The organism is uncultured Shimia sp. (genome assembly GCF_947498095.1).
Taxonomy (GTDB): Bacteria; Pseudomonadota; Alphaproteobacteria; order Rhodobacterales; family Rhodobacteraceae; genus Shimia.
In genome coordinates, this window is the sequence record NZ_CANMJE010000003.1 from 435,053 (window position 1) to 455,482 (window position 20,430).

21 protein-coding genes and 1 riboswitch are annotated in these 20,430 nt (G+C 60.5%); of the genes, 8 read left to right on the top strand and 13 right to left on the bottom strand.

Annotated features, from left to right (window positions below; genetic code table 11):
• Positions 1–8: 8 nt before the first annotated feature.
• Together Q0932_RS08280 and ccmI are read left to right on the top strand one after the other, a co-directional pair.
• Positions 9–479 carry a cytochrome c-type biogenesis protein CcmH gene (locus Q0932_RS08280; protein ID WP_299351269.1) on the top strand — a complete coding sequence of 157 codons (471 nt, stop codon included), beginning with the start codon at positions 9–11 and terminating at the stop codon, positions 477–479.
• On the top strand, positions 476–1,885 hold the full coding sequence (ccmI, locus tag Q0932_RS08285) for a c-type cytochrome biogenesis protein CcmI (protein WP_299351271.1): 1,410 nt from the start codon (positions 476–478) through the stop codon (positions 1,883–1,885). The genes Q0932_RS08280 and ccmI overlap by 4 nt, the downstream gene beginning before the upstream one ends.
• Here the strand turns inward: ccmI and cobF are convergent.
• From cobF to cbiE, 6 genes are read right to left on the bottom strand one after another with little or no spacing between them, the layout of a single operon-like run.
• Positions 1,882–2,634 carry a precorrin-6A synthase (deacetylating) gene (cobF, locus tag Q0932_RS08290; RefSeq protein ID WP_299351273.1) on the bottom strand — a complete coding sequence of 251 codons (753 nt, stop codon included), beginning with the start codon at positions 2,632–2,634 and terminating at the stop codon, positions 1,882–1,884. The two genes, ccmI and cobF, sit on opposite strands and share 4 nt — an antisense overlap.
• Before the next feature lie 39 nt (positions 2,635–2,673).
• On the bottom strand, positions 2,674–3,396 hold the full coding sequence (gene cobA / locus Q0932_RS08295) for a uroporphyrinogen-III C-methyltransferase (protein WP_299351275.1): 723 nt from the start codon (positions 3,394–3,396) through the stop codon (positions 2,674–2,676).
• On the bottom strand, positions 3,393–4,706 hold the full coding sequence (locus Q0932_RS08300; RefSeq protein WP_299351277.1) for a cobyrinate a,c-diamide synthase: 1,314 nt from the start codon (positions 4,704–4,706) through the stop codon (positions 3,393–3,395). The genes cobA and Q0932_RS08300 overlap by 4 nt, the downstream gene beginning before the upstream one ends.
• Positions 4,699–5,493 carry a precorrin-4 C(11)-methyltransferase gene (cobM, locus tag Q0932_RS08305; RefSeq protein ID WP_299351279.1) on the bottom strand — a complete coding sequence of 265 codons (795 nt, stop codon included), beginning with the start codon at positions 5,491–5,493 and terminating at the stop codon, positions 4,699–4,701. The genes Q0932_RS08300 and cobM overlap by 8 nt, the downstream gene beginning before the upstream one ends.
• Positions 5,490–5,855 (bottom strand): cobalamin biosynthesis protein, encoded by a 366-nt coding sequence (locus Q0932_RS08310; RefSeq protein ID WP_299351280.1) that lies wholly within the window; start codon positions 5,853–5,855, stop codon positions 5,490–5,492. Before Q0932_RS08310 ends, cobM begins: the two co-directional genes overlap by 4 nt.
• On the bottom strand, positions 5,852–7,051 hold the full coding sequence (cbiE, locus tag Q0932_RS08315; protein WP_299351282.1) for a precorrin-6y C5,15-methyltransferase (decarboxylating) subunit CbiE: 1,200 nt from the start codon (positions 7,049–7,051) through the stop codon (positions 5,852–5,854). The genes Q0932_RS08310 and cbiE overlap by 4 nt, the downstream gene beginning before the upstream one ends.
• Between cbiE and Q0932_RS08320 the strand changes: the two genes are divergently transcribed.
• On the top strand, positions 7,050–7,784 hold the full coding sequence (locus Q0932_RS08320; protein WP_299351284.1) for a cobalt-precorrin-6A reductase: 735 nt from the start codon (positions 7,050–7,052) through the stop codon (positions 7,782–7,784). The genes cbiE and Q0932_RS08320 overlap by 2 nt on opposite strands.
• Positions 7,785–7,874: 90 nt before the next feature.
• Here Q0932_RS08320 and cobJ read toward each other — a convergent pair whose 3' ends face one another.
• From cobJ to Q0932_RS08355, 7 genes are read right to left on the bottom strand one after another with little or no spacing between them, the layout of a single operon-like run.
• On the bottom strand, positions 7,875–8,627 hold the full coding sequence (gene cobJ, locus Q0932_RS08325) for a precorrin-3B C(17)-methyltransferase (RefSeq protein WP_299351286.1): 753 nt from the start codon (positions 8,625–8,627) through the stop codon (positions 7,875–7,877).
• Positions 8,624–9,352: a precorrin-2 C(20)-methyltransferase gene (locus tag Q0932_RS08330; protein WP_299351287.1), complete on the bottom strand. Its 729-nt coding sequence runs from the start codon at positions 9,350–9,352 to the stop codon at positions 8,624–8,626. Before Q0932_RS08330 ends, cobJ begins: the two co-directional genes overlap by 4 nt.
• Positions 9,349–9,978 (bottom strand): precorrin-8X methylmutase, encoded by a 630-nt coding sequence (locus Q0932_RS08335; protein ID WP_299351289.1) that lies wholly within the window; start codon positions 9,976–9,978, stop codon positions 9,349–9,351. Before Q0932_RS08335 ends, Q0932_RS08330 begins: the two co-directional genes overlap by 4 nt.
• Positions 9,978–11,111 carry a cobalamin biosynthesis protein CobG gene (locus Q0932_RS08340; RefSeq protein WP_299351291.1) on the bottom strand — a complete coding sequence of 378 codons (1,134 nt, stop codon included), beginning with the start codon at positions 11,109–11,111 and terminating at the stop codon, positions 9,978–9,980. The genes Q0932_RS08335 and Q0932_RS08340 overlap by 1 nt, the downstream gene beginning before the upstream one ends.
• Complete coding sequence (gene cobN / locus Q0932_RS08345) at positions 11,108–14,410, bottom strand: cobaltochelatase subunit CobN (protein ID WP_299351293.1); 3,303 nt, start codon at positions 14,408–14,410, stop codon at positions 11,108–11,110. The genes Q0932_RS08340 and cobN overlap by 4 nt, the downstream gene beginning before the upstream one ends.
• Before the next feature lie 5 nt (positions 14,411–14,415).
• A complete protein-coding gene (gene cobW, locus Q0932_RS08350) occupies positions 14,416–15,453 on the bottom strand; it encodes a cobalamin biosynthesis protein CobW (protein ID WP_299351295.1) in 1,038 nt (345 codons plus the stop codon).
• Entirely contained in the window at positions 15,446–15,832 is a 387-nt protein-coding gene (locus Q0932_RS08355) for a DUF1636 domain-containing protein (protein WP_299351297.1), read from the bottom strand. Before Q0932_RS08355 ends, cobW begins: the two co-directional genes overlap by 8 nt.
• 76 nt (positions 15,833–15,908) lie before the next feature.
• Positions 15,909–16,131: riboswitch (cobalamin riboswitch) on the bottom strand.
• Between the two features lie 35 nt (positions 16,132–16,166).
• On the opposite strand from Q0932_RS08355, the gene Q0932_RS08360 reads away from it, so the two are divergent.
• The 5 genes from Q0932_RS08360 to Q0932_RS08380 all read left to right on the top strand — a co-directional run bounded on the left by Q0932_RS08360 (position 16,167) and on the right by Q0932_RS08380 (position 20,373).
• A complete protein-coding gene (locus Q0932_RS08360) occupies positions 16,167–17,321 on the top strand; it encodes an NnrS family protein (protein ID WP_299351299.1) in 1,155 nt (384 codons plus the stop codon).
• A 79-nt stretch (positions 17,322–17,400) separates the two neighbouring features.
• Complete coding sequence (gene cobO / locus Q0932_RS08365; RefSeq protein WP_299351301.1) at positions 17,401–18,015, top strand: cob(I)yrinic acid a,c-diamide adenosyltransferase; 615 nt, start codon at positions 17,401–17,403, stop codon at positions 18,013–18,015.
• A 130-nt stretch (positions 18,016–18,145) separates the two neighbouring features.
• On the top strand, positions 18,146–18,490 hold the full coding sequence (locus Q0932_RS08370) for a Lin0512 family protein (RefSeq protein WP_299351303.1): 345 nt from the start codon (positions 18,146–18,148) through the stop codon (positions 18,488–18,490).
• On the top strand, positions 18,487–18,831 hold the full coding sequence (locus Q0932_RS08375) for a Lin0512 family protein (protein WP_299351304.1): 345 nt from the start codon (positions 18,487–18,489) through the stop codon (positions 18,829–18,831). Before Q0932_RS08370 ends, Q0932_RS08375 begins: the two co-directional genes overlap by 4 nt.
• Positions 18,832–18,924: 93 nt before the next feature.
• Positions 18,925–20,373, top strand: a complete 1,449-nt coding sequence (locus tag Q0932_RS08380) for a cobyric acid synthase (RefSeq protein ID WP_299351306.1) — start codon at positions 18,925–18,927, stop codon at positions 20,371–20,373.
• Positions 20,374–20,430 lie beyond the last annotated feature (57 nt).

The window sequence follows — 20,430 nt, forward strand, 5'->3', positions numbered from 1 at the left end:
GCGAACCGATGTTGAAGTTTCTTTGCTCAGCCCTTGTCGCCCTGACCCTCGCCACACCGGCGTTTTCGATCAATCCCGGCGAGATGTTCGAAGACCCCGCCCAAGAGGCCCGCGCGCGCGAGATTGGTCGCCAACTTCGGTGTATGGTCTGTCAGAACCAATCGATCTTTGACTCTAACGCAGGCCTCGCCAACGACCTGCGCGTCTTGGTGCGCGAGCGGATGCTCGAGGGTGATACGGACGACGAAGTGCTTTCCTATGTGGCCGACCGCTATGGCGACTACGTGTTGCTGGAACCTACCAAGTCCGCCAAAAACGCGATCCTGTGGCTGACCCCGGCTGGTGCTCTCATTTTTGGACTACTGGGCTTTGCCCTCTACATTCGGCAGCGCAAAGAGCCTCAGGCCGTTGAGGCTCTGACGGACGCGGATCGGGCCGCTGCCAAGCACCTTCTCAAACAAAGGGATTCTAAGCCATGATCTGGGCCGTTCTTTCCCTCATCGCCTTGCTTGCCGCCCTCTGGCTGGCATTGCCCTTCCTGCGCAAACGCCAGATGGAAACGCTTGAAAGCGACTCGATCCTGTCCGTTTACCGCGATCAAGCCGAAGAGGTCGAACGCGATCTAGAAAGCGGCATGATCACCGAGGCCGAGTTTGACGCCGCCCAGGCTGAGATCGAAGCCCGCACCCTCAAGGCTGCCCGCCGCATGGACAGTGGCCTCTCGGTCTCGGGCCAGATGCCGGTGATGGCAGGCAGTATCATCGCTTTCACACTCGCCGCCGGTCTCGCGGCCTATTCTCAATTGGGCCGACCACAAATCCCTGACATGGCCTTGGCAGACCGCAAGGAAGAAGTGTTGATCCGGCGCGCTGAAGGTGGTGACATCAAGAGTCGCATTACTCTTTTGGAAGAAGCAACGGAAGAAACCCCCGACGATTTTGATACTTGGTGGATGTTAGCCCGCAGCTATGCATCGATAGAAGAACATGCTGGTGCCGCAGAGGCTTACAAACATGCCGCCCGACTTTCCAACGACAATCCCGGTGTTCTGTCCGCCTATGCCGAGGCGCTGACGCAGGCCAATGGCAACAAGGTACCACCCGCCGCACGGATCGTCTTTGAACAGGTTTTGCGTGAAAGCGAGGTGCCTGATCCTCGGGCGCGGTACTATGTGGCGCTTGCCAAGGCACAGGCGCAGGACTTTGACGGGGCGTTGCATGATTGGGCTATGCTGGCCGCCGATTCCAAACCTTCCGATCCCTGGATGGGCATGGTGCGCAGAGACATCGTCAATATGGTGAAATTCACCGAAGGGGACGTGTTGAATTACCTGCCCAACGCCAGTGACGAGGAAATCATCGCCTCGGGTGGAGAAGTCAAACCACCCGATACTGGTGCCATGGCCGCACGCATTGTCGATTTGCAAATTGCTCTGGATGCCGACCCCAAGAACTGGGAAGGCTGGATGGAAATGGCCGAGTTGCAGGCAGTGTTGGGAATGACCGATGCTGCCCGCGCGACCATCGAAACCGGGAAGTCCCATTTTGAGGCGGCGCCTTTCGTGCTCCAGCAGTTCGACACAGCTCTGGCCATTCTGGACGGCGAGGAACGTCGTGGCCCTGATGCCGAAGACATCGCCTCAGCTCAGGAAATGACAGCCGAGGAACAGGCCGACATGGTCGATGGCATGGTCGCAGGCCTCGCGTTACGATTGGAAGAGGATCCAGACGATGTTGCTGGTTGGGTGATGCTGATCCGGTCTTATGATGTCATGGGCCGCGCCGACCGGGCCGAGGCCGCTTACGACACGGCGGCAAACTTCTTCGCAGACCGTCCTGAGGACCTGCGCGCCATTCGATTGGAAACTGGCTACGGGGCGAATTAAGGTTTACGGATCAGATAGATATCCATGATCCATCCGTGTTTTGCTCGCGCCTCGGCGCGGGCTTCGACAATTTTTGGGCCTGTGTCTTTCAGTGGGCCAGCCATCAGCAATTGGTCCGGCATGCCCACATAGGCGCCCCACCAAATGTCGAAACCTTCGGTCTGAAGGCTTTGGAAAGAGCATTCGCCATCCAGCATCACGGCAACCGTGTCGACCCCCTCTGGCCAGCCATGATCGCGCAATTGTCTGCCCGTGGTGATTTGCACCGGCGCCCCAAGTGAGTTCAACGGAATGGCATGGGCGGCCGTCAGCATCTGCAATGAGGTGATCCCCGGCACCACGCGAACCTCCACGTCTATGCCTTGTGCTATCACGCGTTCAGCAATCCGCAGCGTGCTGTCGTAGAGCGAAGGATCGCCCCAGACCATCAGCGCAACATGCCCTGTGTCGGGGGCATATTCACCGATCAATTGCCCCCAAATCGCACCAAGGGCATCATGCCAGGTATTTACGCCGTCGAGATACTTGGGCGTATTTGCATCTCGTACCGGATAGTCAAACTCAACGATCCTTGGGTTGGTTTTCAGCACATTCCGCGCAATCGTCCGGCGCAAATCGGCCAGTTCGGTTTTCTCATCACCCTTACGCGGCAAAAGGATCACATCCGCGCTTTCCAACACGCGGATGGCCTCGAGGGTCAGGTGTTCGGGGTTACCAGAGCCGATACCGACGAGAGAGAGTTTGATCATGGGACGCCTCCGGCGGGAGTATTTGGGCCAAAATGAAGCTTAGCGGCTTTCTGCCAGCTCACCAAACAGGATGATCCCCGGGGCCGTGGTGATTTCTTTCGACAATTGGTCTGCCAAAGCCTCCATCGTTGTGCGGGTCAGGGTCTGGTCCGGGTGGCTAACGTTCTCGGCCAACAAGGCCGGGCAGTCGCGGCGCAGGCCGGTCTCAAAGAGTTTCTCTGCCAGCGCTGGAAAGGTGCGCTTGGGCATGAACAATACTGTTGTGGCGCCGGGGTCGGCGAGGGATTGCAGGTGCAGATCACCTGGTAAGGCACCTGCCACATCGTGGCCGGTCACAAATTGAACGCGACGGGCCATCAAGCGGCGGGTCAGTGGGATTTGCGCGGCGGCGGCGGCGGCACTGGCCGAAGTCACACCGGGGACGATCTCAAAGTCGATCCCTGCTTCGCGCAGCGCAGTGATTTCTTCTTCAAGCCGCCCAAAGATGCCGCTGTCGCCGGATTTCAGCCGCACCACACGGCCGCCCTGTTGGGCATATTCCACCAACAGGCGGCTGACATGGTCCTGCTTGGGAGAGGGGCGCCCCGCGCGTTTGCCAACCCCCACGAGATCCGCGTCTTTCGCCGCGTGCTCTAGGATCGGACCGGAAGACAAGTCGTCGAACAGTACCGCATCGGCCTTTTGAAGCCGGTTCACGGCCTTCAAGGTCAGCAACTCGGGATCACCGGGGCCTGAGCTTACGAAACTGACGAAACCGCTCATGTGCTTGCCTCTGCAATCAAGTGAAAGAACGTGCCCGTGGCATTGCCTTTGATAGATCCGGTCTCTGGCACCGGATTGCCGTCGGCATCGCCTACCGCCGCCAGGGGCGCGTCAGGTTCTTCCAGAATGGTGGTGTAGTGAAACTCGTGCCCGCGCAGGCGTGCGCCACTGTCAAATCCGGGCATCGGCGCGTGCAACGTGGCTTGACGATAGCCAAGGTGGAATTTGCGTTTCTCATAGCTTGTCACAAGCCCCAAAAGACCAGCCATCTTGTGCTTGATGCCGTTCTTGTCGATCAACACGTCCCCTAAAGCCATGTACCCCCCGCATTCGCCATGCACGGGGCGGGTCTCAGCGTGTTTCTTGAGGCCTGTCAGATAGTTGGAGGCTGCTGCGAGTGTGCCCGCGTGCAGTTCCGGGTACCCTCCGGGCAGCCAGACAAGATCCGCATCCGGGGCTGGGGCCTCATCCGCCAGCGGTGAGAACGGCAGGATTTCTGCACCCGCATTGCGCCATCCGGTCAGGACATGCGGATAGGTGAAGCTGAATGCCGCATCCTGTGCCAGCGCGATACGTTGCGCCGGTGGCTTGGGCAGGGTGCCGGTCGCCGCAGGACCAGCTTTGGCCGCTGCCTTGATCGCGTCCAGATCAACATTGTCGCGCAAGAAGGCCGCATAGCCCTGAATGGCCGCTTCCAGATCAGGATGTTCTACGGCCTGGATCAATCCCAGATGCCGCTCTGGCAGTGCGAGGTCTCCGCGACGGGGCAACACGCCCAACACTTTGACGCCCGCCTGATCCATGCCCAAACGCGCCAGACGTTCATGGCGGGGAGAGGCACAGCGGTTCAGGATCACTCCGGCAAAGGGCAGGTCCGGGTTATAGGACCGGAACCCCAAGGCGGTCGCTGCGGCCGATTGCGCCTGACCGCCCACGTCGATCACCAGAACCACGGGCCAGCCCATTTTCAGCGCGGTTTCCGCTGAGGAGCCAAAGCCACTTTCACCGCGCGTGGCGACGCCATCAAACAACCCCATCGAGCCTTCGGCGACGATGATATCCGCGCCCGCCGATTGCTCGGAAATGCCACCAACCAACCCCTCGTGCATCGCCCATGTGTCGATGTTGAATGACGGGCGGTGCGCTGCGGCGCGGTGAAAGGCCGGGTCGATGTAATCGGGGCCGGATTTGAACGGCTGTACGGTCAACCCGTCCTCGGCCAAAGCTCGCAAGAGGCCAAGCATTACAGTGGTTTTGCCTGTGCCAGAAGACGGAGCGGATATCAGAATGCCAGGGGCTGTTTTAGTCATCACCATGTCTCCAACTGGACCAGGGGCTATCGGCGTTTTGCGGGCGATAGCGGCGATCGTATTCGCTTGCGTAGAGGCAGCTTTCATCAAAGCCTTCGCCCGCCAGAGCAGGCCCTACAAGGATCAACGCTGTGCGCGTGATATTCTCGGTCACATCACCTTTTAGATGGGCGAGGTCCGTGCGAATGACCTGCTGATCCGGCCAACTTGCACGGTAGACCACGGCCACCGGGCAATCTGCCCCATATGCTGGGGTCAGATCGGCAATCACATTGTCGAGATTGCCAATCGACAGGTGGATGGCCAGTGTCGCGCCGGTGGCAGCAAAGTTGGTGAGTGTCTCGCCTTCGGGCATGGTTGACGCGCGTCCCGGCGTGCGAGTCAGGATGACGGATTGTGCAAGGCCCGGCAGCGTTAGCTCGGTCTGCAGCGCGGCCGCGGCGGCGGCAAAACTGGGCACACCAGGTGTGACGGAAACCGGTATACCGGCTTCCCGCAACCGGCGGATTTGTTCGCCCATAGCCGACCAGACAGACAGGTCGCCGGAATGCAATCGCGCCACGTCTTGTCCCGCGTCGTGTGCAGTCTTGCACTGATCGATGATGGCATCGAGATCCAATGGCGCTGTGTTCACTATTTTTGCGCCCTCGGGGCAGTGGGACAGGATGCCCTCTGGCACCAATGACCCGGCATAGAGGCACACCGGACAAGACGCGATCAGGTCGCGGCCACGCAGGGTGATCAGATCTGCAGCACCCGGTCCGGCGCCAATGAAATGCACGGTCATGCGCTTGCTCCGATAGCAATGGCACAGGTCGCCAGACGGTCGGACGACACCTGCCTGTGAGTGACAAGTTCGGCTTGTGACCCAGCGGCGGCCAGAGCGCAAGCCTCGGCCACGCTGCCGGTCCCGCGATGCGTTTGGCTGGCGGCGGATTGCGTGGCGGTGTCCATTGACCGCAACGTTTCGGAATTTACCCGTGACACAGGCAGTGACAGTTCATCGACAAGGGCTGTAAAACAATCCGCGTGCGATTTGTCTAAAGGAATAGCCAGCATTTCTACGTCTTCCGCACCGGTCGCGGCAAGGGCGTCACGTAACGACTCAATCGTTGCTTTCTCGCGAAATCCAAAGCCCGCGACGATCATTTGACGACGCTCCACTGCACGATGGGATAGGATGATTTCCAACCGCGTTTGCGACCCAAAGGCTGCGATTGCGCCAACTCAACACGTAGCATGTCACCACCTTTGGCCTCATGCCATTGCGCCAAAAGCGCTTCGGCCTCCAGCGTGACCGCATTGGCCACCAGTCGCGCGCCTTTTGGCATGGCCGCCCAGACGGTCTCAAGCATCTCGTCGCTAATTCCGCCGCCGATGAATACGGCATCAGGCGCAGGTAAATCGGCCAACGCCTCAGGTGCGCTGCCGGTCACGACTTGCAGTCGATCGACGCCCAGATGGGCCGCATTTTGTGTAATGCGCGCAGCGCGTTCCGGGTTGATCTCAACTGTGGTGGCGGCACAGGTCGGGTGCGCCAAAAGCCATTCAATGCCGATGGACCCAGAGCCACCGCCAATGTCCCAAAGATGTTCGCCGGGGCAGGGGGCCAGGGCGGACAAGGTCAAGGCCCGCACCGGACGCTTGGTGATCTGCCCATCATTGTCGAACAGAGTATCAGAACGACCCGAGGCCAGAGAAACAGTTGCGCCAGTTCCAGCAACCTCAAGGCCCAGGCAAACCGGGTGTAGCACATTGATCAGATCATAGGTGCTTGCAAGTGCCGACCGAACTCGCTCGCGTGGCCCGCCGAGGGCTTCTAAGACGTGCAAGGTGGTGTCGCCAAAGCCAGCGTCGCGCAGCCACTGCGCCAACTCTGCAACGGCTGCGCCATCGCGCAATGTGGTCAGCAGCTTCTGGCCGGTGAACAGATGCGGTCGCAACCGTGCAAAGGGGGCAGCATGTAACCCGAAACACGGTGTCTTTTCCAACGCCCAACCCAAAGTCGCAGCCGCCCGAGAGAAGGTTGAGGGCGCGGGCAGGGTGCGCCACTCGCTGGGGTTCAGATGGCGGGCGATCACGGCGCCGGCGCCAAACCAAAAAGGATCACCCGAAGCCAGCACCACCACGCGCCGTCCCCGCAGGGACAGCAGCTTTGGGATGCCGTCGGAAAATGGCACTGGCCAGGTCACGGTTTCTGCCGACAGATCTGGCAGCAAGTCCAGATGCCGGGCAGCGCCCATGACGATTTCAGCGTTTTGAAGAGCGGCATGGCTTGCAGGCGACAGGCCATCCGGTCCATCTTCGCCAAGACCGACGATGGTCAGCCACGGAGTCTCAGACATGGGCGCCAACCTCCTTGTTCTTGGCGGCACAACCGAAGCCAGCGCCTTGGCGCGCGCCCTTGCGGTTAGGGGCGTTCAGGCCACGTTCAGCTATGCGGGTCGTGTCGATACCCCGCGCGCTCAGCCGATCCCACACCGGGTCGGCGGCTTTGGAGGTGTCGACGGGCTGGCCCGCTACATTGCGGAGCATAACATCAGCCATGTCATTGACGCCACACACCCTTTTGCCGCGCAGATGAGCTGGAACGCCTTTCATGCCTGTCGGGCGGAAGCGGTTCCGTTGTTGGCGCTGACCCGACCCCCTTGGGCTGCGCAAGCGGGCGATACCTGGCACCACGTCCCCGATATGGACGCCGCCGTGGCGACGCTGAATGGCCCGGCTGAACGGGTTATGTTGGCCCTTGGCCGCTTGCACATGGAGGCATTCGCCGCCCAAACCCAGCATCATTATGTCTTGCGCCTCGTAGATACGCCCAAAACACCGCCCGCCTTGCCACATCATACGGTGATCGTGGCCCGTGGCCCGTTCACGATCGATGGAGACACCGCGCTTTTTACTGAGCATGCCATTGACCGGGTGGTCTGCAAGAATGCAGGTGGCGCCGGCGCCGAGGCCAAACTGCATGCTGCCCGCGCGCTGGGTCTGCCGGTTGTGATGATCGACCGACCCGAGCTGCCGGATCGCGAGACCGTGGCGACGGTCGACGGCGTATTTGAATGGCTTGAACAATAACAGAATGATGCGTCCGACCGAGAGGCGTGCGAATGCACCCGCCTGGGGGGCGGGCGGGCGCATCCCGGATCGCTGGCGATCCGAGGCCATTTATTCGCCCACCGAGCGCGGCGTATAGACCAACGGCGCACCGTCGCGCTCAATGATCCGCGTTTGCGACGAGCCCAACAGGACCACTGTGCGCATATCCGCCATATCCTCTTGCACTTCATTCAGCGGTACAATGCGGATCGTCTGATCCGGGCGCGAGACATTGCGGGCAAAGATCATTGGGCGGTTATCGCCACAGGCATCCTGTAGCGTTTTCAACGCCTTACCAAACCCCTCAGGGCGTGATTTCGAGCGCGGATTATAGAACGCCATCGCGAAATCTGCTTCCGCCGCCAGCCGCAGTCGTTTCTCGATCAGGGCCCAAGGCTTCATGTTGTCGCTGAGGTTGATCGCACAGAAATCATGACCCAAAGGCGCGCCACAGGCCGCCGCCGCCGCCAGCATCGCCGTGATCCCCGGCAACACGCGGATGTCGAGGTCGCGCCATGCAGGCGCACCATGTTCCACCGCTTCCAGCACCGCTGCGGCCATTGCAAAGACACCCGGATCGCCAGATGAAACCACAACCACACGCTTGCCGTCGCTGGCCATCTCAAGCGCGTGGCGCGAGCGGTCGATTTCAACGCGGTTGTCGCTGGGGTGCAGCGTGAGACCCTCTCGCGGCGCGACCCGCGCCACGTAAGGAATATAGCCAACAATATCCGTGGCCTGATCCAGCGCGTCCTGCACTTCGGGCGTCACCAGCGCGTCATCTCCCGGCCCAAGCCCCGCTATGACGATCCAGCCTGTCACGGGCGGCGTCCCTGACCATGCACCACGATGATTGAGAAATAGGGTGTTACCTTTTCCGTCATCTCTGACAGTTTGCAGATCGTTTGGTTTGGCATGGTCGCAAACTGCACGATCCAAGCATCGTCATACTTGCCCGACACTTTCAACGCCCGCACCACCTTGTCGAAATTGCGCCCGATCTTCATCACCACCAGCGCATCCGTGTCATCCATGTGCCGCACGAGGTCTTTTTCCTCAAGTGTGCCCATCAATACGGTCAACACATCGTCGCCCCATGTGATCGGCGCGCCGGTCGCGGTCCAGGCGCCACTCATGCCGGTGATGGCGGGGACCACCTCGACATCTACCAAATGGTTCAGGCGCGTGTAGAGATGCATGAATGAGCCATAGAAAAACGGATCACCCTCGCACAGCACCACGACGTCTTCACCGGATTCAGCCAGCGAGCGCAGATGCACGGAAACCTCGGCATAAAACGCGGACAAAAGCTCATTATAGCGCGGGTCCGTGACTGGGATTTCCGTGGTTACCGGGTATTCCATCGGGAATTCGATCACGCCCTCGGGCAGCAACCCGTCGACCATCTTGCGCGCCTGACCAGATCGGCCCTTTTTGCGGAAAAAAGCCACATGCTTGGCGTTTGTCAGCAAGCGGTGGGTTTTCAGGCTCATCAATTCGGGGTCACCGGGGCCAAGGCCTAACCCATAAATCTTACCCATGCTCATTCCTTACGGCTCGCGATTGCATTGATGGCAGCAACGGTCATCGCCGAGCCACCCAACCTGCCCTCAACAATCATGCACGGCACCGGTTGATCCGCCCATAGCGCGTCTTTGCTTTCACGCGCCCCTACAAACCCCACGGGACAACCGATGATCGCGGCGGGGCGCGGGCAGGTGGGATCTTCCAACATGTTCAACAAGTGAAAAAGCGCGGTCGGGGCATTGCCAATAGCAACAATCGACCCACCCAGACGGTCACGCCAATGCTCTAATGCGGCGGCAGACCGTGTGTTGCCGATTTTGGCGGCCAGATCATGGATGCCATCCGCGTGCAATGTGCAGATCACCTCGTTGTCGGCGGGAAGGCGCGGGCGGGTGACGCCACCAGACACCATGCGCGCATCGCAGAAGATCGGCGCACCGTTTTCCATCGCAGTACGGGCGGCGGCGACCATGCCGGGGGTGAACTTTACATGGTCCTCGAGCCCGACCATGCCTGCCGCGTGGATCATCCGTACAACGACCTGTTCTTCGTCTTTGTCAAACCCGTCCAGCTTGGCCTCACGGCGGATGGTGGCAAAGCTTTCATCATAGATCGCCTGGCCGTTTTTCTCGTATTCATACGGCATCATTTCTCTCCGATGCGGTCGGTCAAAGTGTCGGGCGCAAGGCCAGTTAGTCGGGGCTCATCCCACGGCACGCCATCGCGGACAAGATCGAAAGCGCCATTGCGGCCCACCAATGTCGTGCGGCATTTGCGTGGCATGGCGCAGCCCTTGGCACAGCCCGAGATATGCAGCGGCCCCGTGATCACATGGGCTAGCTCGCGCGCGATGCCGCGCGTGTCGACGCTTGCGGCGGTACAAAACGGCGTGCCCGGGCAGGCATTGACCCTAAGCAGAGGGTCTTGACCGTCGGTGATGAAATCCACGCTGTCGACCTCGGCGCCGTTTTCCAACAGAAACAACCGCCACGGCGTCACCCTAAGGGCCGTTGCGTCCGTCTGGTTCAATAGCCTTTTCAGAGCCTTGGCCTCGATTTGTCCAAAGGCGACGCCATAAGCCGTGCCCAATTCATGCGCTCCGGGAACCAGCGTTTCCTCCGTCTTGGCCGGGGCTGTCGTTGACCAAGCCGAAGGTAGGGACATCTTGTCCAAATGTGGGGCCATGCGCCGGTTAGTGGGACCGCCAGTGTCGACGAACCAGTGCGCCATATCGATCAGCGATGTGACTGCCGTCTCGACCGTCACGGGCCGGCCCAATGCTGCACCGTCCGCCCGTAAAATCAATCCACCAAGTTCATCCCGTTCAATCCGGAAGTCCGCCGAATTTGTGCTTAGCACCGGTGTCTTCCCCGTATCCACCGCGAACCCGACCTTGGCGGGCAGAGGGGGCAGTTCCGCCAGTCGCTTCATCAGCTCAGATGTGATGCGATATGTGTCATCGTCCATCTGCCATGTGGGGGCCATCAGGATATTGCGACGGGCCTCAAGGTCGGGATCGTCCTTCAGCAGGCCGAGGTCCGCGAGGTCTTGCAGCAAAGCCTCATGGTCGTCCTCACCAACGCCACGGATTTGCAGGTTCGCCCGCGAGGTCAGGTCGATCAGCCCAGAGCCGTAGGTCAGGGACAGATCACACAATCCCTGTATCTGTGCACGGGTGAGCCGCGCAAACTCGGGTCGCACGCGTACCACCAGACCATCGCCAGACATCATTGGTCGATAGGCGCCGGGGCACCAGCCTTTGGGGTCGGGGCGCGTCATGAGAGCGTCTCCAGATCAGCCAGAATTGAATTGCGGCGCGTGGCCCAGAGGCCTGCGGCATGCAATGCATTGAAGCGATCTTTCATCGCGGCCAGCGCTTTGGGGTTCTCGCGTTCAAGAAAGGCCAGGATGTCCTCATTGCCCAGCGTGGCATCGTGATAGGCATCAAACAATTGCGGTGGCACGGCGCCTGCCAGATGCGCGAAAGATGCCATGTGGTCCAAAGTTGCGGCAATCTCGGCCCCCCCCCGGAACCCGTGTCGCATCATGCCGGCCAGCCAGTCCGGGTTGGTTGCGCGCGCATGCACGACACGGGCAATTTCCTCGGGCAGGGTGCGCGCACGCGGTGTATCGGGGTTAGTGTTGTCTATGTGATAGAGCGCGGCCTCTTTGCCGCCGGTGATCTTTTGCGCAGCGGCAAAGCCTGCCTCATGCGCAGCATAGTCACTGGCCAGCAAGAGATCGGTTTCCGGCATGTCCTGTAAATGTACAAATGTATCGGCTTCGGCGACACGGTCGCGAATGCCATCACGGTCCCGCACAGGTATCTCGCGGTCCAATGCAAAGGACGAAGCAGTCAGCCAGGCTTCACCTGCTTCACGTCGGCCTTCGTCGGTGTAGTCCTCAAGACTGTGGCCCATGCCGAGCCCATAGCTGCCGGGAGCCGGGCCATAGACACGGGGCGCGGTCACGCGACCCGCAAAGGGGTTCCAATCTGCAGCCTCATCCCGGTCTGCAAGGGCTTTGACGGCTTGCGTGAACAGTGCCGAGAGTGTCGGGAACACGTCACGAAACAGACCAGACACCCGCAGCGTGACGTCGATCCGGGGCCGATCCAGCAACGCGATAGGCAGGATTTCAACCCCTGAGACCCGCTCGCTGCCTTCATCCCAGACGGGTTTCGCGCCCAAAAGATGCAGGGCCATGGCAAATTCTTCACCCGCCGTGCGCATGGTGGCCGAGCCCCAGAGATCAACAATCAGGGTCTTTGGATAGTCGCCCTCTTCCTGCAGATGCCGCCGTACCAGTTCTTCTGCCAGCGCCACGCCTTGGGCATAGGCGGCCCGTGTCGGGACAGACCGCGGGTCTGTGGTGAAAAGGTTGCGCCCGGTTGGCAGCACATCCGTGCGCCCGCGATAAGGCGAGCCGGACGGCCCCGCCGCAATACGTTTGCCCGCCAAGGCGTCGAGTAGCGCGGCGCGTTCGGATTGGGCCGAGGCCGTGGCGTCAAACGCGCCGGCCGTTTCGGGTGCGCGACCAAACACATGCAGCCCATCGCCAAACTGGCTCTCTTTGATGTCGCACACGAAGGTATCGATCCGGGTGATGGTCTCGGCCAGAGAGGTTGCAGCGTCCAGCCCCAGCTCATCCCCCAAGCCCAAGGCCTGCGCCTCATCGCGAATATCCGCCTGCAAGCGGTCACGCCGTTTCGGGTCCAGCCCGTCGGCGTTTGAGAACTCGTCCAGCAAGCTTTCCAGTCGTGAGAACCGCTGCGGCGTTGCGCTGACCTTCAACGGAGGCGGCACATGGCCCAATGTCAGCGCGCCAATGCGCCGTTTAGCCTGTGCAGCCTCGCCGGGGTCGTTGACGATAAACGGATAGATTACAGGCAAGTTTCCAATGAGTGCCTCAGGCCAGCATGCGTCGGACAAGGCGACCGATTTCCCGGGCAACCACTCCAAGGTGCCATGCGCGCCCACGTGGATCAGCGCGTTGGCCTGATGGGCTTGGCGCAGCCAGAGATAAAACGCCACGTAAGAATGGCGCGGTGTGCGGCTTAGGTCGTGATATTCGTCGTCCCGTGCTTCTGGCGTGCCGCGCTCGGGCTGCAAGGCAACCAGCGCATTGCCGCGCGTCGTGGCAGCGAAATGGATCGCCCCATTGCGGCAGGCCGGATCATCTTCCACGGCACCCCATGTCTCGGTCAGATCATCGCGCAGAGCTTGGGGCAGGGAGGCCAAGGCAGCTTTGTAGTCATCCACTCCCCAACTCAGCGTTTCAGTCAACAGGGCGTCCGACAAAGGAACACTCCCGCCTTGGGGGGGGAGTCCGATTTGATACCCGGCGCCTGCCAAATCCTCCAGCATGGCCTCGACACTCGCCAGCGGGTCCAACCCTACGGCGTGGGCCATGTTCCAATCGCGCCCCGGATAGGTCGATAGCACAAAGACAGGCCGCATTTTCGCAGATGGCTTGGCCGTCAGCCGTACCCATCCATCGACATGATCGACGATCGCTGAAACCCGCTGCGGATCTGCAGAGTGCGCGATCCGGGCAAACTCAAGCTCGGCGTCGCGGGTTCCGGATTCCTTGAAAGACGCCACGCCCGCAAACAGCCGCCCGTCTACTTCCGGCAACACCACATGCATCGCCAGATCTGCAGGCGACAACCCGCGCTCGGCTTCGGCCCATGCCTTTTGGGTTGAGGTCGCCAACGCCACCTGAAACACCGGCGCGCCCGTGCCATCCAGCGGTGATATCCCGTCATTGCCCTTGCCAGAAAAGGCGGTCGCATTGACGATGGCCGCAGGCTTCAGAGCATTGAGATAGAGCGACATCGCCGTGCGTCCGCACGGTGCCTTTAACGAAGGCGCAAACAAGCCGATCACGTCATAACCCCGGCCGCGAAACTCTTGGAACAGGGCTTCAATCGGCTGCGTGTCTGCGGCGGTTAGATAGGCGCGATAAAAGGTCAGCGCGATCAGCGGCTTGCTGGGGTCACGCATATCTTTTGGCGCGCAAACCCCGGATTCCGGGGTCCAGCCGCCAACCAAAGGCAGTGTCTTGCGTCCCGGCACGGGTTTAGCATAGAGCCCCGCCGCAAGCGCCAGCTGAGCCAGCGCGGCTTGTGCCGCAACGGCGCCGCCAGTGTCACAGAGATGAGTCAGCCGATGTAGGGTCGACGCGGGCAGGGTCGAGACATCATCCAACCGCGCATCTGGTCGCCCATCCGCAGGCAAAACGGCCAGTGCGATGCCTTTTTCGCGCGCCAAGGTCTCAATCTGCTGGATGCCATAAGGCCAATAGGAAATCCCGCCGATCAACCGGATCAAAATCGCCTTAGCTCCAACGAGCGTCTGCTCGATGTATGTGTCGACCGACAAGGGATGTTTCAGCGCGGCAATGTTGGCCAGCCGCAATGTTGGCAGATCATCCTTGCCACGATGCCAGCCTGCCGCGAAAGCCCCAAGGTCACTGTCAGAAAATGACAACACCACCAGATCCGCTGGGCTTTGGCCCAGATCGGTGGGGGTTTCAGATTCCTCTAACCCGTGGCTTTCACGAAAGACGACATGCATGTCTGTTAATCAACCAACGCCGCGCGGATCACTGCCTCATTCACGTCGTCGTGCTCGGCAATCACGACCATGCGGCCCTGACGGCCTTCCTCGGGCTTCCAGGGGCGATCAAACTGATGCCGCACCCGCGCGCCAACGGCCTGAACCAGCAGGCGCATCGGTTTGCCTGTAACGGCGGCATACCCTTTGATCCGCAGGATGTTCTGATCCTTGGCCAGCTTTTCGATCTTGGCCGCAAAGGCTGCAGGGTCAGCCTGCTCTGGAATGTCGATCACAACGCTTTCAAAGTCATCATGCTCGTGATCGTCATGGCCATCATGATGGCTCGGGCGATTGTCCATGTCATCTTCGGCAGCCGCTTCCAGCCCAAGGATCACGCGTGCATCCACAACGCCTTCGGCCACTTCCACGACGGGCAGGGCGCGCGGCGCTTCGGCCAGAACAATGGCCCTGGCTTTGGCCACGCCATCGGCGCCCGCCAGATCCGGCTTGGTCAACAGCACGATGTCCGCGCAAGACACCTGATCTTCAAAAACTTCGCTGAGCGGGGTTTCGTGGTCCAGCGAGTCATCGGCCTCGCGCTGGGCGTCGACGGCAGCCACGTTTGGGGCAAAACGTCCATCGGCAACAGCTTCGGCATCTGCCAGCGCAATCACACCGTCAACGGTGATCTTTGAGCGAATATCGGGCCAGTCAAACGCCTTGAGCAGTGGCTTCGGCAGCGCCAGTCCCGAGGTCTCGATCACGATATGATCAGGACGCGGCTCCAGCGCCATCAACTGTTCGATGGTGGGAATGAAATCATCGGCCACGGTGCAACAGATGCATCCGTTGGATAGCTCCATGATGTTTTCTTCCGGGCAATCGGGAATGGCGCAGGATTTCAGGATTTCACCATCCACACCGACGTCGCCAAACTCATTGACCACAATCGCCAGTCGTTTGCCCTGCGGGTTCTGCATCAGGTTGCGGATCAGCGTGGTTTTACCTGACCCAAGAAAGCCGGTGATCACGGTGACGGGAAGTTTTTCGAGGTTAGACATCAGGGGCCTCCAGGGGCGGAATACGAGCGATACAGTTTTTGCGGAAATGGATAGAACGCTCACGCCACGGGACCAACCCGTCGGCGGTGGCGGCATACTTGCTGGCCCCTTCGGCGACCAGCGCGACATCGTCGGCGCCGGTAAAGTTGCCATAGACATAAGTCCAACGTCCTTCACCGCCGCGCAACGTGATCGAGCAGCCAAAGTCGCAGTTGGAAAAACACTCAACCGGGGTCAGCGTCACGTGTTCCGGCAAATCGCTGGCTTGCAGGGCCTCGAAAAGCCTTGCACCGGGGCGGGGGCCTTCCACATCAGTGGGCTGGCCCGCCCGGCAGGTCGTACAGACCATCAGTTCAACTGGCGCGTTCGCGTCCGCCATGTCTCATCCCTCATATGGGGCGGGGAAAAGGACGGGAAGCCATGTGACAGCCCGACACCGAAACACCCCGTCCGGTTAACGTCATCTCTGTGCTGGCAGGTCTCCCGGCTTGCGGATTCCGGCTTTCGCCTGCGGTCACCCTGCCTTCCCGAACATGTCAGTGGCAGCGGGCAACCTCTCCGGTCACGGTCGCGGGGGCGGCTGCGCTTTGGGGGCGTGCCACAACCCTGTGTCACAATCCCGTATCGCATTCCCTATTCACCTGTCCTAAAACAGGCACCAGCCTACCCAACTGAGGCAGGCGCAGGCCCTTTGTCAAGCAGGAGACACCCCTTTGGCAGCCGAGGTGACCAGTTCCGACCGGGTTTGGCCTAAAACCGGCCTTTGGGCTGCATCTTATCGTGTCATGTTTCCTTTGGCGGCCCTTTGGGCTGCGCTTTGTGTGGGGCTTTGGCAGTGGGTCGCGAATCTGGACCTCTCGCTTGGCTGGCACATTCATGAGATGACCTTTGGGTTTGCCGGGGCTGCACTTGCGGGCTATCTGCTGACGGCGTGTCCCAGCTGGACGGTGCGGGCACCCCCTTCGGGCTGGCCGCTTATGCTGCTGGCATTGCTATGGGTGGCCACGCGGCTGGGTCTGCTCACAGGGCTCTATCCTCTCAGCGCGGTCACATCGCTGGCGTTCTTCATTGTGATTGCCTTAGTGCTACGTGCCGAGACCCGCAAAGGCGGCAAACCGGGGCGCCCCGGTTTTCTCATGTTCTGCCTTGCGGCCGGTGTGGGCTCTGCTCTCTGGATCACCAAGCTCCACACCACCGCGCTGCCCCTTTGGGCGCCCTATCTGCCCATCCTTGGCTTCAGCCTCCTTTTGATCGTGGTGGGTGGCCAATTGGTTCCGGCCTTCCTCTCACGGGCGGCCATCTTGCGTGGGCAAACCCCGCACGACGAACCGGCCTGGCTCTCCCCTCTGGCAATTGCTGCGCTTCTTATGGCGGTCATGGGCCTTGTCACCGCGCGCCCGGAGATTGCCGGAGGGTTCCTGCGTCTCACGGCCCTCTTGCTGATCGCCCGCATGGCCTTCTGGTCTCTAAAAAGCACACTCCATAATCCGCTTCTCGCCATCCTTGCCCTTGGCTTTCTCTGGCTGCCCACCGGCACCTATCTCTGGGGGGCGTCGCTGAACGGCACTGGCCCCCTTACCGAACCGCAAGCCCTCCACGCCCTGATCATGGGCGCCATGGGTGGGTTGATCCTCGCCGTCTCGGCACGGTCCATTGCGCGGCGCACCCCTGATGGTTTGCGTCCCCGCGCGGGCATAGTCCTGGCCTTTGGCTGCATCTGGGTGGCCACTTGGGCGCGCATGTTCGATGCGCTGGACCTTGCGGCACTGCTGTGGTGCGTGGGCTGGCTGCTTTATGCGGCCCTTTTCCTGCCCGCTCTGCACGGGCCGGTGCCCCGCCCGGTCTTCAGTGGCGCGCGCAATACCTGATGTGTCGCGCGCCTGCTTGTGCTTGGTGATCTGCTATGCTTCTGTGCCCTCCTGAAACCGCGACCCCCACGAGGCCCCCATGTCCGAGACCGACCAAAACGCCCGCCACACTGAAAAGATGAAGAAAATCAAGGCTGCCCGCGACCGCATGATGGAGGGGAAGACCGACGAAAAGGGCCTCATCATCGTCCACACCGGCCCCGGAAAAGGCAAGTCATCCTCAGGGTTTGGCATGATCATGCGTTGCATCGCCCATGGAATGCCCGTCGCCGTTGTGCAGTTCATCAAAGGCAACTGGGCCACCGGCGAGCGTGCATTTCTGGAAGAGCACTTCCCGAAAGAGGTGAAATTCCACGTCTCCGGAGAAGGCTTTACATGGGAAACCCAGGACCGCGAGCGCGACATTGCCAAGGCCGAGGCAGGCTGGGAACTTGCCAAACAACTGATCCGCGATCCCGCCAATCAATTCGTCATGCTGGACGAGATCAACATCGCGCTGCGCAACGACTATCTGAACATCGACGACGTTGTCGATTTCCTCCTCACCGAGAAACCCGATATGACCCACGTCCTGCTGACCGGTCGCAACGCCAAACCCGAACTGATTGAAACCGCCGATCTGGTCACCGAAATGACCCTGCTGAAACATCCCTTCCGGGACGGCATCAAGGCGCAGAAGGGGGTGGAGTTTTGATGACCGCTCTCCAAGATACAGACCGGGCGATCCGCCCGGTCAGCGCCCGACCCGCCCCCCTGGCGGGCGCTTTGCACCCACCTCGGGACGTGCGCTGCCCTATGCCAGTTAACACAGTGGAGGCTGAAGCATGAAAAAACGCCTGCTCACCGAATTTGGTATGGGCTCATCGCTGCGTCGTCAGGATTACACCCAAGCTGCTTGTCGTGCCGTGAAAGATGCGCTTTGGCACAACTCGATCAACCTCGCGGAACTCTTTGGCAAAGAAAAAGAAGAGATGATCATCACGGTGGAGGTCGGCGTTCAGCAGCCCGACCAGATCGACACCGCCAAGGTTGCCGAGATCTTCCCCTATGGTCAGGTCACCGTCACCCCGGTTGCGGGGGGCCTCGACGTGCCGCGCCCGGTCGGCAATCCCACCGTCATCGCCAATGTCGCCATCTCCGTGGCACTTGATCTGGAGGTCTCCTCATGAGCGATCAGCGTTTCATCATCGAAATGGGCATGGGCAACGACCAATACGGGCAGGACTATACCAAGGCCGCCGCCCGTGCCATCGAAGACGCCATCCGCCATTCCTCGATCCCGATGTTCGATGCGCTGGGCTTGGATCACGCCCAGATGCGCGTGCAGGTCACCGTTGGCGTGCAGGACCCGGATCAGGTGGATATTGCCGCCCTGACCGCCAAACTCCCGCGCGGACAGGCGACCGTTACCGCCACTTTCGGCGGCCTCAACGTCACCAATCCCGACACTGGCAATGTACTGATCATCGCCTCGGCCGCAGTCGAGGCGTTTTTGCCGAAACAGGCTTGATTGGGTCATGTCCGCTAACAGAAATCTAAGTGGAAAACGGAAAAAACGGGGTTTGAAGAATGTACAGAACGGTACAAACGGGCTTCTGAGCATATGACCCGCGCGTTGATGATCCAGGGCACCGGCTCGAATGTTGGCAAGTCCATGCTGGTCGCGGGCCTTTGTCGCGCGGCTACCCGCCAGGGTCTCTCTGTCGCCCCGTTCAAGCCCCAGAATATGTCCAACAATGCCGCCGTGACCTCGGATGGGGGCGAGATCGGACGGGCACAGGCGTTGCAGGCGCTGGCTTGTGGCAAGCCTATGATAACAGATATGAATCCGGTTCTTTTGAAGCCCGAAACTGATGTCGGGTCTCAAGTTGTGGTGCAGGGGCGACGGCTGACCACCGTCAAGGCGCGCGACTATGCGGCGCTGAAGCCCAGCTTGATGGAAAAGGTGCTTGAGAGCTTCAACCGTTTAAAATCAAGCAATGATCTGGTGATTGTTGAGGGCGCGGGCAGCCCCGCCGAGGTCAACCTCCGCGCTGGTGACATCGCCAATATGGGATTTGCCCAAGCCGCTGATATTCCCGTCATTTTGGCCTGTGATATCGATCGCGGAGGCGTAATTGCACAGATCGTTGGCACACAGGCCGTGATCTCTGCCGAAGACGCCGCGCTGGTCGCCGGTTTCATGGTCAACAAGTTCCGTGGTGACCCGAGCCTGTTTGACGACGGCTACGCCATGATTGAACAGCAGACTGGATGGCCGGGATTTGGCGTTTTTCCATATTTTCCAGAGGCTTGGAAGTTGCCTGCTGAGGATGGTCTGGACATCGCGAATGGCAAGGGAACAGGTGATCTGAACATCGTCTGCCTCGGTCTATCACGTATCGCCAACTTTGATGACCTCGATCCCTTGGCGCAGGAAGACAGCGTAAGCCTGACCATGCTGCGCGCCGGTCAGCCGATCCCGGGTGACACCGACCTCGTTATCATCCCCGGTAGCAAATCCACCCGTGGCGACCTTGCATTCTTGCGCGAGCAGGGATGGGACGTCGATCTTCAGGCGCATGTGCGACGCGGTGGGCATGTGCTTGGGATTTGCGGGGGATATCAGATGCTTGGCCAGATGATCCGCGACCCCGAGGGGATCGAAGGTCCCGCAGGCGAGGTAGAAGGGCTGGGCCTATTGCAGGTTGAAACGGTCATGACCGGGGACAAACAACTGACCGAGACACGCGCTGTACACGCGGCCTCTCATACCCCGTTTCATGGCTATGAGATTCACATCGGTCGCACCACAGGTTCCGATCGATCCCGCCCCTTTGCCATGGTCGAGGGCCGCGAAGAAGGGGCGCAGAGCGCCGATGGTTGCATTGCTGGCAGTTACTTGCACGGCATGTTCCGTGATGATGATTTTCGTGCTGCGTGGCTGGCATCGCTTGGCGCCGCGTCTTCTGGCGTAGGCTATGATGCAACGGTCGAAGCGACGCTCGATCTTCTGGCGGACCACATGGAACGTCATCTCAACGTTGCGGGCCTGTTGGCCGTCGCAAAATGAAAACGGCCCCGTTATGGGGCCGCGTTGTGTTTGCTCTTCTGCTTTGTCAGACACAGG

What these genes read in the sequence shown, in the direction of transcription:
- Q0932_RS08330 (WP_299351287.1), bottom strand. Translation starts at nt 9,352, where the DNA reads ATGAGCATGGGTAAGATTTATGGGTTAGGCCTTGGCCCCGGTGACCCC.
- cbiE (WP_299351282.1), bottom strand. Translation starts at nt 7,051, where the DNA reads ATGTCTGAGACTCCGTGGCTGACCATCGTCGGTCTTGGCGAAGATGGA.
- ccmI (WP_299351271.1), top strand. Translation starts at nt 476, where the DNA reads ATGATCTGGGCCGTTCTTTCCCTCATCGCCTTGCTTGCCGCCCTCTGG.
- cobO (WP_299351301.1), top strand. Translation starts at nt 17,401, where the DNA reads ATGTCCGAGACCGACCAAAACGCCCGCCACACTGAAAAGATGAAGAAA.
- cobA (WP_299351275.1), bottom strand. Translation starts at nt 3,396, where the DNA reads ATGAGCGGTTTCGTCAGTTTCGTAAGCTCAGGCCCCGGTGATCCCGAG.
- Q0932_RS08320 (WP_299351284.1), top strand. Translation starts at nt 7,050, where the DNA reads ATGGGCGCCAACCTCCTTGTTCTTGGCGGCACAACCGAAGCCAGCGCC.
- Q0932_RS08380 (WP_299351306.1), top strand. Translation starts at nt 18,925, where the DNA reads ATGACCCGCGCGTTGATGATCCAGGGCACCGGCTCGAATGTTGGCAAG.
- Q0932_RS08335 (WP_299351289.1), bottom strand. Translation starts at nt 9,978, where the DNA reads ATGCCGTATGAATACGAGAAAAACGGCCAGGCGATCTATGATGAAAGC.
- cobW (WP_299351295.1), bottom strand. Translation starts at nt 15,453, where the DNA reads ATGTCTAACCTCGAAAAACTTCCCGTCACCGTGATCACCGGCTTTCTT.
- Q0932_RS08300 (WP_299351277.1), bottom strand. Translation starts at nt 4,706, where the DNA reads ATGACTAAAACAGCCCCTGGCATTCTGATATCCGCTCCGTCTTCTGGC.
- Q0932_RS08280 (WP_299351269.1), top strand. Translation starts at nt 9, where the DNA reads ATGTTGAAGTTTCTTTGCTCAGCCCTTGTCGCCCTGACCCTCGCCACA.
- Q0932_RS08340 (WP_299351291.1), bottom strand. Translation starts at nt 11,111, where the DNA reads ATGACGCGCCCCGACCCCAAAGGCTGGTGCCCCGGCGCCTATCGACCA.
- cobF (WP_299351273.1), bottom strand. Translation starts at nt 2,634, where the DNA reads ATGATCAAACTCTCTCTCGTCGGTATCGGCTCTGGTAACCCCGAACAC.
- cobM (WP_299351279.1), bottom strand. Translation starts at nt 5,493, where the DNA reads ATGACCGTGCATTTCATTGGCGCCGGACCGGGTGCTGCAGATCTGATC.
- Q0932_RS08310 (WP_299351280.1), bottom strand. Translation starts at nt 5,855, where the DNA reads ATGATCGTCGCGGGCTTTGGATTTCGCGAGAAAGCAACGATTGAGTCG.
- cobN (WP_299351293.1), bottom strand. Translation starts at nt 14,410, where the DNA reads ATGCATGTCGTCTTTCGTGAAAGCCACGGGTTAGAGGAATCTGAAACC.
- Q0932_RS08375 (WP_299351304.1), top strand. Translation starts at nt 18,487, where the DNA reads ATGAGCGATCAGCGTTTCATCATCGAAATGGGCATGGGCAACGACCAA.
- Q0932_RS08370 (WP_299351303.1), top strand. Translation starts at nt 18,146, where the DNA reads ATGAAAAAACGCCTGCTCACCGAATTTGGTATGGGCTCATCGCTGCGT.
- Q0932_RS08355 (WP_299351297.1), bottom strand. Translation starts at nt 15,832, where the DNA reads ATGGCGGACGCGAACGCGCCAGTTGAACTGATGGTCTGTACGACCTGC.